General features: G+C 68.4%; 13 protein-coding genes and 1 pseudogene. 4 read left to right on the top strand and 10 right to left on the bottom strand.

The features are described 5' to 3' along the window. The 3 genes from H162_RS0128455 to H162_RS0128445 all read right to left on the bottom strand — a co-directional run. Positions 1 to 676 (bottom strand): tripartite tricarboxylate transporter substrate-binding protein (locus H162_RS0128455; RefSeq protein ID WP_020656878.1); only part of this gene is annotated, 676 nt, incomplete at its 3' end. A gap of 77 nt (positions 677 to 753) precedes the next feature. Next, a complete protein-coding gene (locus H162_RS0128450) occupies positions 754 to 2,232 on the bottom strand; it encodes a sensor histidine kinase (protein WP_020656877.1) in 1,479 nt (492 codons plus the stop codon). 13 nt (positions 2,233 to 2,245) lie between these two features. Beyond that, the gene (locus H162_RS0128445) at positions 2,246 to 2,935 is read right to left on the bottom strand and encodes a response regulator (protein ID WP_020656876.1); all 690 of its coding nucleotides are present in this window, start codon (positions 2,933 to 2,935) and stop codon (positions 2,246 to 2,248) included. Positions 2,936 to 3,098: 163 nt separating this feature from the next. Between H162_RS0128445 and H162_RS0128440 the strand changes: the two genes are divergently transcribed. Next, positions 3,099 to 4,160, top strand: coding sequence for a porin (locus H162_RS0128440; protein ID WP_020656875.1), 1,062 nt, complete (start codon positions 3,099 to 3,101; stop codon positions 4,158 to 4,160). Positions 4,161 to 4,191: 31 nt separating this feature from the next. Continuing rightward, positions 4,192 to 5,157, top strand: a complete 966-nt coding sequence (locus H162_RS0128435) for a tripartite tricarboxylate transporter substrate binding protein (RefSeq protein WP_020656874.1) — start codon at positions 4,192 to 4,194, stop codon at positions 5,155 to 5,157. 28 nt (positions 5,158 to 5,185) lie between these two features. Here H162_RS0128435 and H162_RS0128430 read toward each other — a convergent pair whose 3' ends face one another. Continuing rightward, positions 5,186 to 6,121, bottom strand: coding sequence for a LysR family transcriptional regulator (locus H162_RS0128430; RefSeq protein WP_020656873.1), 936 nt, complete (start codon positions 6,119 to 6,121; stop codon positions 5,186 to 5,188). A gap of 108 nt (positions 6,122 to 6,229) precedes the next feature. Between H162_RS0128430 and H162_RS0128425 the strand changes: the two genes are divergently transcribed. Then, on the top strand, positions 6,230 to 6,622 hold the full coding sequence (locus H162_RS0128425; protein ID WP_026355219.1) for an HAD hydrolase-like protein: 393 nt from the start codon (positions 6,230 to 6,232) through the stop codon (positions 6,620 to 6,622). 69 nt (positions 6,623 to 6,691) lie between these two features. Next, positions 6,692 to 8,005: an NAD(P)/FAD-dependent oxidoreductase gene (locus H162_RS0128420; protein ID WP_026355218.1), complete on the top strand. Its 1,314-nt coding sequence runs from the start codon at positions 6,692 to 6,694 to the stop codon at positions 8,003 to 8,005. A gap of 202 nt (positions 8,006 to 8,207) precedes the next feature. On the opposite strand, the gene H162_RS0128415 is transcribed toward H162_RS0128420, so the two are convergent. The 6 genes and pseudogenes from H162_RS0128415 to H162_RS34895 form a co-directional block, all read right to left on the bottom strand. Further along, complete coding sequence (locus tag H162_RS0128415; protein ID WP_020656869.1) at positions 8,208 to 8,783, bottom strand: chromate transporter; 576 nt, start codon at positions 8,781 to 8,783, stop codon at positions 8,208 to 8,210. After that, entirely contained in the window at positions 8,783 to 9,373 is a 591-nt protein-coding gene (locus H162_RS0128410) for a chromate transporter (protein ID WP_020656868.1), read from the bottom strand. Before H162_RS0128410 ends, H162_RS0128415 begins: the two co-directional genes overlap by 1 nt. A 32-nt stretch (positions 9,374 to 9,405) precedes the next feature. Beyond that, entirely contained in the window at positions 9,406 to 10,146 is a 741-nt protein-coding gene (locus tag H162_RS0128405; protein WP_020656867.1) for an ABC transporter substrate-binding protein, read from the bottom strand. A 14-nt stretch (positions 10,147 to 10,160) separates the two neighbouring features. Continuing rightward, complete coding sequence (locus H162_RS0128400) at positions 10,161 to 11,075, bottom strand: GntR family transcriptional regulator (RefSeq protein ID WP_020656866.1); 915 nt, start codon at positions 11,073 to 11,075, stop codon at positions 10,161 to 10,163. A gap of 40 nt (positions 11,076 to 11,115) precedes the next feature. After that, positions 11,116 to 13,743, bottom strand: a complete 2,628-nt coding sequence (gene acnA, locus H162_RS0128395; protein ID WP_020656865.1) for an aconitate hydratase AcnA — start codon at positions 13,741 to 13,743, stop codon at positions 11,116 to 11,118. A 19-nt stretch (positions 13,744 to 13,762) separates the two neighbouring features. Then, positions 13,763 to 14,074, bottom strand: a pseudogene (locus H162_RS34895) (tripartite tricarboxylate transporter permease); the annotation flags it as partial.

The raw sequence follows: 14,074 nt of genomic DNA, 5'->3' as shown, positions 1-14,074 counted from the left end.
CGGTGACGCGCCCGCCCAGCATCTCGGCCAGGGCTTCGCCGCCGCCGGAGAAGGGGACGTAGTTGAGCTTGCGGACATCGCCGCCGGCGGTCCTGGCCACCAGGCCGGCCAGGATGTGGTCGGCGCCGCCGGCCGATCCGCCCGCCCACACCACCTTCGCGGTGTCGGCCTTCAGGGCGGCGGCCAGGTCCTTGACCGTCTTGTGGGGCGAGCTGGCCGGGACCACGATCACCAGCGGATCGGCGGTCAGGCGCGCGATCGGGGTGACGGACTCCAGGTTGACCGGGGACCGGTTGGTGAGCACGGCGCCCAGCATGGTGATACCCATCGTCATCATCTGCTTGCCGTCGCCCCTGGCGCCGTTGACGAACTGGGCCAGGCCGACGGTGCCGCCGGCGCCGGGCACATTGAGGACCTGGACGCTCCTGGCGGCGCCGGTGGCGACCATGACCTGCTGCAGGGAGCGCGAGGCGCTGTCCCAGCCGCCGCCCGGCGCGGCCGGCGCCAGGATTTTCAGTTCCAGCGGCGCCTGCGCCATCGCGGGGGCGGCGGCGGCCAGGGCGGCGCCCAGTGCAATCGCACGGGCAAATCTCCCATGGATCCTGTTCTGGGCCTTGGTGGACTTGTTCAGGGAAAGCGCTGCCAGGACGGCGAGCGCGGGGGCCGATTTCTTCATGCTGTCTCCGAGTGTTGTGGTGTTATGTACTGCTATGTTTACACCAACTATATGCCGGTCCAGCTTTCAATTTGCTTTCAGCGCGGCGCCGGCGCCGGAAACATCACACTGACCTTCAGGCCGCGGCCGCCTTCCCCCCGGTCCAGCGCCAGGGTGGCGCCGTGCATGTTGGCGATGTCGCGCACGATGGCCAGTCCCAGGCCGGTCCCGCCGGGATTGGCTTCCAGCGTCGCCTGGGCGCGGTAGAAGGGCATGAACACCTTGTCGACCTCCGCCGGGGCGATGCCGGGGCCGCTGTCCAGCACTTCGAGCAGGACGCCGGACTCGCGCCGCCCGACCCGCAGCAGCACGCTGCCGCCGGCCGGGGTGTAGCGGATCGCGTTGTCGGCCAGGTTGGACACCAGTTCATGCAGCAGCAGTTCCTGGCCGTTCACCGTGGTGTCCTCGCCGTCCACGGCTTCGAGGGCCAGGTCGACCCCTTTCTGCACCGCCGGCAGGGCCAGCTCCAGCCCGACCTGGCCCGCCACGGCCGCCAGCGAGACCGGGCCGCTGTGGGCGCTGCCGCTGCCATGCTCGATGCGCGCCAGGGTCAGCAGGCGGTTGGCCAGGTGGATGGTGGAATCAAGGGTGCCGGCGATCGAGCCGACGATGGCGCGCATCGCGGCCGGGTCGTTTTCGCGCAGGGCCAGCTCGGCCTGGGTCTTGAGCACCGTGAGCGGCGTGCGCAGCTGGTGCGAGGCGTCGGCGATGAAGCGGCGCTGGCTGGCGATCAGGCCCTGCATGCGCGCCATGGTCCCGTTCATCGCCGCCACCAGCGGCCGCACTTCCTTGTGCACCAGGGCCTGGTCGACGTCGGACAGGTCGGACAGCGCGCGCGTCTCGACCTCGTTCTTCAGGCGCATCAGCGGGCGCAGCACGAGGCGCACGGCGAACCACACCAGGGTCGCCACCGCCAGCACCAGCAGGGCCTGGCGCAGCAGGGTGTTGACCAGGATGCGGCGCGACAGCGCGCGGCGCGCGTCGAGCGTCTCGCCGACCTGGATCAGGGCGATGCCGCGCATCGAATCGTCGTAGACCGGCTGCAGCAGGGCCGCGATGCGCACCGGCTCGCCGTTGTAGTCGGCGTGATAGAAGCGGACCAGGGCCGGATACAGGTCCGAGCGCGGCACGTTCTTCGGCACCGGCGGCAGGTCGCCGTAGCCGGCGACGGTTTCGCCCCCCAGTCCCGTGACCTTGTAGTAGATCCGGCCCAGGGTGTCGGTTTCGAAGCTGTCCAGGGCGACGTAGGGCACGTCGGCCATCACTTTCCCGTCGCGCACCGTCACCCGCTCCGCCAGCGCCCGCGTGGAGGCCAGCAGCGAGCGGTCGTAGGCGATGTCGGAGGCTTCCAGCGCGTCGCGGTAGAGCGCGATCGCGTTCAGCGCGACCAGCGCCACCAGCGGCAGGATCAGCCAGCGCAGCAGCTGGTTGCGCAGGCTGCCGGGCGGCTTCGCGGCCGCCGGCGCGGCGTCGCCGCGGCGGAGCAGGGCGGTGCGCAGGAACGCCGTCAGGGCCATGGCGGCGCCGGCCTCAGGCCGGGCGTTCCTGCATCAGGTAGCCGATCCCGCGCAGGGTGACGATGACGGCGCCGCCGTCGGGGCGGCGTTCGAGCTTCTTGCGGATGCGGTGGATGTACAGCTCGATGGCGTCGAGGTTGGCGTCGTCGTCGAGCGCGAACACTTCGTCGAACAGCTTTTCCTTCGACAGCGCGCGGCCCGGGCGCGCGATCAGCGCTTCCAGCACCGCGTGCTCGCGCGGCGTCAGGGCCAGCGGCTCGCCGCAGTAGACGAACATGCGCGAGACCGTGTCGAAGCTGAGCTGGCCGCAGCGGTGCACCAGGGCCTCGTTGCCGCTGCGCCGGCGCAGCAGCGCCTTTATCCGCGCCTCGAGCTCGGCCAGCTCGAAGGGCTTGGCCAGGTAGTCGTCGGCGCCCAGGTTCAGGCCCTGCACCCGTTCTTCCAGGCCGCCGCGCGCCGTCAGGATCAATACCGGCGTGCCGGCGCGCGCGCCGCCGCGGGCGCGCAGGCGGCGCAGCACGTCCAGCCCATCCATCTTGGGCAGGGTCAGGTCCAGGATCACCAGCGCGTAGTCCTGGGTGTGCAGCAGGGCGTCGGCGTCGGCGCCGGTGGCCGCGCATTCGACGGTGAGGTTGGCGTCGCGCAGGGCCTTGGATACCCAGTGCGACAGCTCGACGTGGTCTTCGACTAACAGGATTCTCATCGTGCCAGTGTAAGCGCAAACCCCGTGCTTCGGAAAGGCCGGGCCCGGCCGATACGGATTTTCCACAGTCGGGCATGCCGCACTGAAAGCGAATTGAAAGCCAGGCGCGCATATAGTCGGCGCCACCACAGCAGCACATAACGATGACAACACTGGAGACAACATGAAGAAGTCGGCCCTCGCGCTCGCCGTCCTGGCAGCGCTTTCCCTGAACAATTCCGCCAATGCCCAGACCAACGCGCAGGTCTATGGCCTGATCGACGCCGGCGTCGAGGTCCTGAACCATGCCGGCGCCGGTGACGGCCGCCTGGTGCGCGTGGTCTCGGGCGGCAAGAACACCTCGCGTTGGGGCGTGCGCGGCAGCGAAGACCTGGGCGGCGGCCTGAAGGCCGTGTACAACCTCGAAGGCGGCATCCTGATGGACACCGGCGCCTCCGATGGCCCGCTGTTCAAGCGCCAGGCCTATGTCGGCCTGGAAGGCGGCTTGGGCCGCCTGGTCATCGGCCGCTCCTTCACCACCACCTATGATCTGGTGATCAAGTTCGACCCGATGGGCTTCGCCCCGAACTACTCCTGGGCCACCAGCGGCAGCGCCACCGGACCGTCGAAGTACGGCATGACGACCGCGTTCGACAACCTGGTCAAGTACAGCGGCAGCACCGGCAACTTCACTTACGGCGCCTCGGTCGGCCTGGGCGAACAGGCCGCCAGCTCGGCCGACGGCCGCAAGTATGCGCTCGGCGGTTCCTGGTCCGCCGACGGACTCTCCGCGATGGCGGCGTACGAGCAGGTCAACGGCAGCACGGTCGCGGCCACCGGCAACCGCGACAAGACCAGCGCCTGGCACGTGGCGGCCGACTACAGGGCCGGCGAGTGGCGCGCCACCGTGGGCGCGCGCGGCTACAAGCTCGAGGCCGGCCGGCCCGCGACCGCCGAGCTGCGCGGCGACACCTACTGGGGCGGGATCAGCCGCGAGGTCGACAAGCTCACGCTGACCGGCGCCGTCTACCACATCAATACCAAAAACCTGCCGGCGGCCCTGGACGCCGACCCGACCATGGTGGTGGCGCGCGCGATGTATGCGCTGTCCAAGCGCACCGTCCTTTACCTGTCGGCGGCCCATGCCAGGGCCGAGCATGGCCAGCTGGTCGGCCTCTCGCGCGACGATCCGGGCGCCGGCAGCACGCAGACCGGCGTCACCGCCGGCATCCAGCACCGGTTCTGACATCCCGGACGCGAGGGGCTATGATGGCGCCATGACGATCCTGCGCACCCTCCTGCCGGCCATCCTGGCCCTGGCCGGCCTGCCGGCCGCCGCGGCCGGCGCCGAATGCCTGATCCCGTCCAAGCCGGGCGGGGCGATGGACCTGACCTGCAAGCTGGCCCAGAAGGGCCTGCAGGCCAGTCCCGCCGCGCCCCGGCTGAAGCTGAGCTACCTGCCCGGCGGGGTCGGTGCGGTGGCGTGGAATACCCTGGTGTCGCAGCGCCGCGCCGAGCCGGACACCCTGGTCGCGTTTTCCGGCGGCTCGGTGCTGAACCTGGCCATGGGGAAGTTCGGCAAGGCCAGTGTCGACGACGTGCGCTGGGTCGCGGCCTTCGGCGCCGACTACGGCATGGTCGCCGTGCGCGCCGACTCTCCCTACCGCACGCTGGGCGACCTGATCGGGGCGCTGCGGCGCGATCCGCGGCGTGTCCTGATCGGCATGTCCGGCACCATCGGCAGCCAGGACTGGATGAAGATGGCGCTGCTGGCGCGCCAGGCCGGCGTCGACCCGCGCAAGCTGCGCTTCGTCGCGCTGGAAGGCGGCGGCGAGCAGTTCATCGCGATGCAGGCGGGCCACGTGCAGGCGGTATCGGGCGACGCCTCCGAGGCCGTCGTCAACACCCACCGCGGCGAGGTGAGGATACTGGCGGTGCTGTCCGAGCGCCGCCTGCCGGGCGTGCTGGCCGCGGTGCCGACCGCGCGCGAGCAGGGCTACGACGTGGTGTGGCCGGTGATTCGCGGCGTGTGGATGGGGCCGGACGTGCCCGACGCCGACTACCGGCGCTGGGTCGCGGCCTTCGCCCACATGGAATCCGCGCCCGAGTTCGCGCAGCTGCGCGCGCAGGCCGGACTGTATCCGTTCTCGCTGACCGGCGACGCGCTGACCCGCTACGTCAGGCAGGCCAGCGCCGACTACCATCGTCACGCCAAGGAGTTCAGGCTGGTGCGCGAGCACTAGCCGCGCCGCGCGAGCCGGGTCGTGGCGCTCATTCCGGCTTCCAGGCCACATTCTCCAGCTCATCGTAGATCACCTGCTGTCCATGCTCGACGATGAATTCGTGGAAGGATGCGGCAACGGTGGGCATGGTCCGGTCGGACTTGTGCATGACGTGCCAGTCCCCCAGCACCAGGGTGTTCGGCACGGGCAGGACGGCCAGCAGGCGGTTCTTGAGCTCGAGCGTGCAGGCGTGCACGGACAGGAAGGCCACGCCCAGGCCCGCCGTCGTCATCTGCTTGATCGCTTCGTTGCTCGACAGCTCGGAGCCGATCGACAGCGGGGCGCCCGCGTCCTGGTACAGGCGCTCGATGGCCGCCCGCGTGCCGGACCCGCGCTCGCGCACCAGCAGGTTGTGGTCGACGATGTCGGACAGCGACAGCCCGGCGCGCGTCATCAGCGGGTGGGACGGGGCGATGAAGAAGGCCATCGGATGGCGGGCGAAGCGGCTCGCACTGGTCGGGAACTCCTGGGGCGGGGTGCCCATGATCGCCAGGTCGATCTCGTCGCGGCTCAGCATCCCGATCACTTCGGGGCGCGAGCCGACCTGCAGCTTGATCCGGACATGGGGACGCGCCCGCGTGAAACGCACCAGCATGGGCGGCAGCAGGTGTTCCGCCGTCATGACCGCGCCGATGCGCAAGGTGCCGCTCGTGACCCCCTTCAGCGCGGCGATCTCGTCGCCTGCCTCTTCCCATAGCGCCAGGATGCGCTCCGCGTGGCTGACCAGCAGCTCGCCGGCCGCCGTCAGCTGGATGTTGCGGCCCTGCTTGCGCGTCAGCGGCAAGCCGGCGGCTTCCTCGAGCAATTTCAGGTGCAGCGACACGGCAGGCTGGGTCACGTGCATCGCTTCCGCGGCGCGCGACACGCTCTGGTAGCGGGCTACCTGGACCAGGGCTTGCAACTGCTTGAAGCTGCTTGGATGCATAAGTTTTCCCTTATGAATTTGTGAAGATTATTTATTTTTATTTTATCTTGCACTGCAATATAGTGGAACCATCCTGATGTCATAGCTGCAACTCGAATGGAGAAAATTATGTCGGCACAAGCAATTATTTTTGATCTTTCCGAATTCGGCCTCGCGCAGCCTGTCCCGGGCAGCAATGCCGACCAGCTGCTGGACGATGCGATCGATCATGGCCTGCCTTGCGCATTGATCACCGAATTGCCTCACGAGCAGGCCGAGCCGTACCTGACGCGGCGCTTCGGTGGCATCGCGCACCATATCTTTTCCGTTGTCCTGACCGGCGTGGATTTCAAGGCGCATGGACACAAGGCGCCGTATTCGACCGTATTGCGGCTGCTTGGCATTCCTCCTGACGACGCCATGGTGGTCGCGACCTCCTCGCATGCGGTCAAGGCCGCAAGGACGGCGCGCATCGACGTGGCGGAAAGGCCGGCGTCCTTCGTTCCAGGCGTCCTCGCGTAACGACAAGCTTCGCCCTCACCTGGAAAGGCCTCCAGCCTTTCCTTATTCGGACTTGCACAAGGAGAGAACATGGAATCCATCGTTATCGTCGGTGGCGGCGTCGCCGGCCTCGATCTCGCGACACGGCTTGGACGGCAACCGGGAGCGGGAAAGAAAGGACGCGTCGTTCTCGTCGACAGTGCAGCCACCCATTTCTGGAAGCCGCTATTGCATGCGGTTGCGGCGGGGACGATCGATCCCGGCAACCACTACATCGATTATGCCAAGCAGGCCTTCGACAACGGTTTCGATTTCGTCCGCGGCGAAGTGGTCGGGATCGACAGGGAGGCGCGATCCCTGACGATACGCTCGCGTTTTCAGGATGTCATGGAGACGCACACCGTCATCGCCTACGACCGCCTGGTGCTGGCGCTCGGTTCCGTGACCAATTTTTTTGCCATCCCGGGAGCGGAACAACACTGCCTTTCCCTCGACAGCGTCGCCCAGGCCGAGGCGTTTCGCAGGCGCTTCCTGAACCATTGCGCAGCGGCGGGGCAGCGCGGGCAGTCCCGCAATGCCGCGGACAAGGCCGCATCCGACGCGCCCTTGCTGGATATCGTGATCGTCGGCGCCGGTCCCACCGGCATCGAGCTGGCGGCCGACCTGCGCCACACGGTCGACACGCTCGTGCGTTACCGCTTGAGCGCACTCGATTCGCCGGCCCAGGTCCGTATTCGCATCATCGAACGTTCGAAACAGCTCCTGCCGTCCCTGGATCCTTCGCTGGCGCTGATCGCCAGCGAAAAACTGAAGGCGCTCGGCATCGAGATCCACACCGAGACCGCCGTGTCCAGGGTGACGGACAAGGAGGTGTTCACGACGGATGGGCAGGTATTCCCCGCGGCGATCACGGTATGGGCGGCCGGCGTGAAAGGTCCGGATTTCAGCAGCCACCTGGGCGTTGCGCTCAACAGGAACAACCAGATCCTGGTGGATGAGCAGCTGCGCACCCTGGACGACCCGCACATCCATGCGATGGGCGACTGCTGCTCGCTGCTTCACCAAGACAAGAAAACGATGATACCGCCAAGCGCCCAGGCGGCACGGCAGCAATCGGTTTTCCTGTCCAGGCTGCTGACGCGCCGCGCCCCGGCGGCGACGCCCGGCTTCCAGTACCGCGATTACGGCAGCCTGGTCTCCCTCGGCCGCTATGGTGCGGTAGGCACCCTCAGGCGTGCCATCGGCAACCGCCACCTGCACCTGCGCGGAGCGATCGCCAGCCTGATGTACCTGCTGATCTACGAACGCCATGTGGTGGCGGTGATAGGACCTGTGCGCACGTTCGGGCACATCATGGCGCGCCGGTTCCGGTCGAAACTGCTCATGCCTGTCAAATGGCATTGATGCAGTGCGTGCGGGGCAAACGGGCCGGTGCAGTTGGTCATGATGCAAGATATTCGATTTGCGAATACTTGCTATCACGAACTACCATTGGATAAATATTTTGCGACGCAGCATAATGCACCTGTCTCCACTATTTCTCCTCCAAGAAAATAGTCTTCAAGCCCGCACATAGCGGGCTTTTTTTTCGGCTATTGGTCAAGTCCTAGACTAATCCGAACGCGCCGAGCAGGGCGCCGGCCCCCAGCAGCCACAGCAGGTGGATGCGGGTGCGCCAGATCAGCAGCCCGCTCGCCACCGCCAGCAGCCACAGCCGCCAACCGGCGCCGCCGCCGGCCGTCGCCAGCAGCCAGGCGGTGGACAGCAGCATGCCGATCACCAGCGGCGCCATGCCCTGCTTGAAGGCGCGCACCGCGCGCAGCTCGCGGTTGCGGTGGCCCCACTGCGCGACCTGGTAGGTGAACACCGTCGACGGCAGCATGATGCCGAGCATGGTGGTGAAGACGCCCAGCGCGGCGGCCGTGGTGCTGCCCGCGTTCAGCCCCACGTGCCAGCCCATCAGGGCCACGAACAGCACGTTCGGGCCGGGCGCGGCCTGGGCCAGGGCGATCGATTCGTTGAACTGGGCCTGGGTCAGCCAGCCCTGCTGCTCGACCAGGTAGCGGTGCATGTCGGCGCTGGTCGAGATCGCGCCGCCGAGCGACATCATCGACAGCATCAGGTAATGGGCGAACAGGTCGAGCCAGTCCTGCCAGCCGAGCACGATCTGGTGGGTACTCATCAGCGGAGCCTGCGCCAGGCGAGCAGGCAGCCGAGGCCGCCGAGCGGGAGCAGGACCAGGGCCAGCGGCGCCCGCACCCAGGCCAGCAGCGCGAAGACGCCGGCCACGATCGCCGCGCACCACGGCAGCGAGACCGGATTCCTCTTCAGCGCGGGCGCCATGCGCAGGCCGGTGGCGGCGATCAGGCCGGCCGACACCGCGGCCATGCCGCGCAGGGCGCCGGCCACGGCCGGGTGGCTCGCGTACCGCGCATGCAGCACGGCCAGGACCAGGATCAGGACCAGCGGCAGCGCCAGCATGCCGGCCAGCGCCGTCAGGGCGCCGGCCAGTCCGAAATAGCGCGCGCCGATCATCATGCACAGGTTGACGGCGTTCGGCCCCGGCATGATCTGGGCGACCGCCCAGTCCTCGATGAACTCCTCGTTCGTCATCCAGCGCTTGCGCTCGACCAGTTCGCGCTGGATGACGGCGAGCACGCCCCCGAAACCCTGCAGGGCCAGGATGGTGAACGAAAAGAACAGGTCGGCCAGCGAAGCGGGACGCGGCCGGCCGGAGCCGGGGCCGTCCGCCGGCGCGGGAGCGGGCGGCAAGGCCTTGCCGCCCGCGCTTGCCTCGTCCCGGCTCACACCGGGCCCGCCGCCGGCGCCACCGATGCGCCCTGGATCCCGTGCCGCTCCAGTGCGGCGGCGACGAAGCCGCTCGCCTTCATGCGTTCGACAAACCCGGCCAGGAAGGCCGCCGCCTCGCTACCACGGCTCTTCGGCGTTCCCATCGCCTGCTGGATCACCATGAAGCGCTCGCCGAGCAGGCGCAGGCCACCCAGGCGCTGCGCATCGGCTTCGAGCTGCTGGCGCACGCCGGCCGCGACTTCCGCGCCCTGTTCCAGGAAGGTGTCGACCACCGTGGGGGAAGTCGGCGAGCGGACGATCTGTGCGTGCTCCAGGCTGCGGGTCAGGTACAGGTCGTAGGCGCTGCCCTCGCCGACGACGACGCGGTTGCCGGCGTGGTCGACCTGCCCGTTGGCGCGGATGGGCGAATCTTCCTTGACCAGGTAGCAGCCTTCGATCAGCACATAGGCCGCCGTGAAGGCGATGTGCTCGCCGCGCAGCGGATCGATGGCGAAGAATCCGATGTCGGCGTTTTCCCCGACCATCACGTCCACCGACTTGCCCGCGGCGTCCACCACCACGAGTTCCAGTTCCGCGCCCAGCAGCCTGGCGAATTCCGCCGCCAGGTCGACGGAGACGCCGCAGGCCTCGCCCGCCGCGTCGCGGTAGGCGAGGATCGGATTGCCCAGGTTGATGGACGCGCGCAGCTTGCCGCTCGGGGTGAAGGCCGATTGAATCGAAGAGGTCAGGGTCATGGGATGGTCGATGGTCAGGGTGTGGTGGTCTCCTTGGCTTGGAGGATGTCTTCGATCTTCGCCAGGGAGTTCAGGGTGTGCGCGAGGTGTTCGCGCATGAATGCGGAGGCTTCCTCGTTCTTCTCGTGCGCGAGCAGGTCGAGGATGTGCAGGTGTTGCCGGCAATGCTCGGGATAGCGTTCGCGCTGTTTCATGGAACGGTAGGAGAGCAGGCGCCGGACGCGGTTGACGCGCTTGATCGTATCGATGAAGAAGGGGTTGCCCGAGGCTTCGACCAGGCTTTCGTGGAAGCGCACGCCCCGGTTGTGCAGTTCGTCGGCCGACGCGGTGGCGATGCCGCCGTCGAGCAGATGCAGTTCGGTGGCGCGGCATTGCTCCAGCACCTTCCGGTCGAGCTTGAAGGTCGGCTCGAGCAGCGCGGCCGGTTCCAGCGCCAGGCGCAGGCGGTAGGATTGCAGCAGGCTGTCGGGCGTGGTCAGCATCGAGGAAAAGGTCCAGCCGTAGCCGGGCTTGCGTTCCGCCCAGCCTTCGTTGGCGATGCGGGCCAGCACGGCGCTGGTCTGCGCCGCCGTCAGGCCGTAGCGGGTCCGGATCAGCTGCTCGGAGCAGTCCAGCGGAAGCTCGTTCTTGAGCAAATCGTCCGCGATCTGGAAATACACGCTGGTGACGACGTCCGATTCGGCCAGGCCGAGGCCGGCGACGATGTCGGAGAGCGGGTCGAGCAGGGGCTTGGCCACGAAGTAGCCGCGGTTGCGTTCGCGGGTCAGGATGCCTTTCTCGTGCAGCAGGGCGAGGGCGCTGTTGACCGGCTGGCGCGACACGCGCAGCCGATCCGCCAGCATCTGCGCCGGCAGGTGACTGCCGGCGCCCCAGGCTTCATCCTTGATCAGCGCGACGATTTGCTTTGGGATGGATGATTCAACGCTCATGATATGTACTGGTTCGAGGCCGGCGGCCTCCACCCCGATATTATGACTGACGTTGTTCGGCGATTGTTGTTTGCAGAATGTAGGGAATCACGCCGCCATGGCGCAGCAGCGCGATCTCGAGGCGCGTCTCCACCGCCGCCACGGCGTCGAAGCTTTCGCATCCGCCATCGGCGCGGTGCAGCCGCACCGGGATCCGGCAGCGCGGCTGCAGGGCCTCGGGCCGGGCGTCGATCTCGATCCGGTCGCCCGGCGCGATGCGCAGCGCCGCCGCCGACAGCTCCGGGGGCAGGCGCAGCGGCAGGATGCCCATGCCGATCAGGTTCGAGCGGTGGATGCGCTCGAAGCTCAGCGCCAGCACGGTGCGCACGCCGAGCAGGCGCTGGCCCTTGGCGGCCCAGTCGCGCGACGAGCCGGTGCCGTAGCGTTCTCCCGCGACCAGCACCACCGGCTGGCCTGCGTCGCGGTAGCGCTCGGCCACCTCGAAGATCGGCGCGACGTCGCCGCTCGGCACGTGCAGCGCATGCCCGACCGGCGCCGATGGCTGCAGGAGGTTGCGCAGCGACTTGCTGTAGAAGGCCGCGCGCACCATCACTTCCCAGTTGCCGCGGCGCGAAGCGAACACGTTCAGGTCATCGCGGTCGTCGCCCCGTTCGACCAGGAAGTCGGCCACGAAGCTGTCCGCCGGAATGGCGCTGGCCGGCGAGATATGGTCGGTCGTGATGTCGTCGCCGAGCACCAGCAGCGGATACGCGGTGTAGTGACCGAGCTGGCTGCTTTCCGCCAGGGATGCGAAGGGCGGACGGCGCAGCGCCGTCGATGCGGGATCCCACGGGAACAGGGCGGTGTCCGGCACCTGCAGGCCATGCCAGACCGGGTTCAGGCTGGCGCGCGCGAAGGCTTGCGGGAAGTCCTCGGCGCGCAATCCCTTGCGCACCAGTGCGTCGATTTCGGCGCGGGCCGGCCACAGGTCGCGCAGGTAGACCGGCTTGCCGTCCTGCGTGTGCTGGACCGGGTCGCGGCCCAGGTCGAGTTCGGCATTGCCGGCCAGGGCGAAGGCGATCACCAGCGGCGGCGACATCAGGAAGCCGAGATCCAGGTCCGGATGCACGCGTCCGGGGAAGTTGCGGTTGCCCGAGAGGACCGCGACGGGCTGGATCGCGCCGCGCGCCTGGGCCTGCCGGACCGGCTCGGCCAGGGCGCCGGAATTGCCGATGCAGGTGGTGCAGCCGTAGCCGACGATGTCGAAGCCCACCGCCGACAGGTCGTCCAGCAGGCCGGCCCGTTCGAGGTAGGCGGCGGCGGCCGGCGAGCCCGGTCCGAGCGAGGTCTTGACCCAGGCCGGGACGCGCAGGCCGAGCTGGCGGGCGCGCCGCGCCACCAGGCCGGCGGCCACCAGCAGCCCCGGGTCCGAGGTATTGGTGCAGCTGGTGATGGCGGCGATGACGACCGGGTGGCGCGGCAGCGTGGCGCTGGCGGCGGCCGGCTGGAAATCCAGCTTGGCGAGCGCGGCGGCGGTCTCCGTGTAGGCGAGCAGGTCCTGCGGACGCTTCGGGCCGGCCACGTGGATGGCGACCTGGTCGAGGTCGAGCTCGATGGTCCGGGTGTAGGTCGGCTGCGCTCCGGGGTCGAACCAGAATGCGTTGCGGCGGGCATAGGCTTCGACGAGGGCGATCCGCCCGGCCGGCCGGCTGGTCTGGCCGAGGTAGTCGAGGGTGTGGCGGTCGATCGCGAAGAAGCCGGTGGTGGCGCCGTATTCGGGCGCCATGTTGGCGATGACGGCGCGTTCGCCGGCGCCCAGGGTCGCGACGCCGGGACCGAAGAACTCCACGAATTCACCCGATACCCCGATCTGCCGCAGGCGCTGGGTGACGCTCAAGGCCAGGTCGGTCGCGACCGCGCCCGCCTGCAGGCGTCCCGTCAGGCGCACGCCGATCACGTCCGGCACGCGCAGCATGGTCGGCATGCCGAACATGACGGTCTGCGCTTCCAGTCCGCCCACCCCCCAGCCCAGCACGCCGATGCCGTTGATCATGGGCGTGTGGCTGTCGGTGCCGATCATCGTGTCCGGCACCACCCAGCGTTCGCCGCCGCGGTCCTCGGTGGTGACGACGGTCGCCAGCTGTTCCAGGTTAATGGTGTGCATGATGCCGGCGCCGGGCGGATGGATGCGCACGCCCTTCATCACCTTCGAGGCCCAGCGCAGGAAGGTGTAGCGCTCGCGGTTGCGGCGCATTTCCAGTTGCAGGTTGCGATCGAGCGCGTCGCGCTGGCCGAAGAATTCCACCGCCAGCGAGTGGTCGACCGAGATGTCGACCGGCAGGCCGGGATTGAGCAGGGCGGGATCCCAGCCGGCTTCGTCGAGGGCATTGCGCATCGCGGCGATGTCCACCAGCGCCGGGGTGCTGGTGGTGTCGTGCATCAGCACGCGCCCGGGCTGGAAGGCGATCTCCGCATCGCTGGTGCCGCGTTCGAGCCAGCCGAACACGGCGTCGATCCCGGTCTGGCGCTCCTCCTCGGCGCTGTTGCGGATGATGTTTTCCAGCAGCAGCCGCAGGACGACCGGCAGGCGGTACAGGCGCTCGCCGAACAGGGCGGGCAGGTCGACCAGGCGGTGCCGCTGGCCGTCGTGGTCGAGATAGGCGGGCGACAGGGAAGAGTAGTTTTTCATCGCTTCGTGATATCCATGTTTACTCATCACCGCCCTGGAACCGGCGCAAGCCCTTGAACAGCAGCGGCGCCAGCAGGGCGATGGCGGCGATCGCCAGCAGGGTGGCCGAGACCGGATGCTTGAAGAACACCCAGTAGTCGCCCAGGCTGACCTGCAGGGCGCGCCGGAACTGGCTCTCGGCCATCGGACCGAGGATCAGGCCGACGATCATGGGCGCCACCGGATAATCCCAGCAGCGCATCAGGTAGCCGGCCAGGCCGAACACCACCAGCATGGTCAGCTCCATGGTCGAGGGATTGGCCGCCAGGGTGCCCATCGCGGCGAACACCAG

This window comes from Massilia niastensis DSM 21313 (assembly GCF_000382345.1).
Taxonomy (GTDB): domain Bacteria; phylum Pseudomonadota; class Gammaproteobacteria; order Burkholderiales; family Burkholderiaceae_D; genus Telluria; species Telluria niastensis.
The sequence above is the reverse complement of the archived record's forward strand: the minus strand, read 5'-3'. Positions and strand labels throughout refer to the sequence as shown.

Coding starts and splice junctions, on each gene's coding strand:
- H162_RS0128420 (WP_026355218.1), top strand. CDS start 6,692: ATGGAATCCATCGTTATCGTCGGTGGCGGCGTCGCCGGCCTCGATCTC.
- H162_RS0128435 (WP_020656874.1), top strand. CDS start 4,192: ATGACGATCCTGCGCACCCTCCTGCCGGCCATCCTGGCCCTGGCCGGC.
- H162_RS0128400 (WP_020656866.1), bottom strand. CDS start 11,075: ATGAGCGTTGAATCATCCATCCCAAAGCAAATCGTCGCGCTGATCAAG.
- H162_RS0128425 (WP_026355219.1), top strand. CDS start 6,230: ATGTCGGCACAAGCAATTATTTTTGATCTTTCCGAATTCGGCCTCGCG.
- acnA (WP_020656865.1), bottom strand. CDS start 13,743: ATGAAAAACTACTCTTCCCTGTCGCCCGCCTATCTCGACCACGACGGC.
- H162_RS0128415 (WP_020656869.1), bottom strand. CDS start 8,783: ATGAGTACCCACCAGATCGTGCTCGGCTGGCAGGACTGGCTCGACCTG.
- H162_RS0128450 (WP_020656877.1), bottom strand. CDS start 2,232: ATGGCCCTGACGGCGTTCCTGCGCACCGCCCTGCTCCGCCGCGGCGAC.
- H162_RS0128445 (WP_020656876.1), bottom strand. CDS start 2,935: ATGAGAATCCTGTTAGTCGAAGACCACGTCGAGCTGTCGCACTGGGTA.
- H162_RS0128430 (WP_020656873.1), bottom strand. CDS start 6,121: ATGCATCCAAGCAGCTTCAAGCAGTTGCAAGCCCTGGTCCAGGTAGCC.
- H162_RS0128405 (WP_020656867.1), bottom strand. CDS start 10,146: ATGACCCTGACCTCTTCGATTCAATCGGCCTTCACCCCGAGCGGCAAG.
- H162_RS0128440 (WP_020656875.1), top strand. CDS start 3,099: ATGAAGAAGTCGGCCCTCGCGCTCGCCGTCCTGGCAGCGCTTTCCCTG.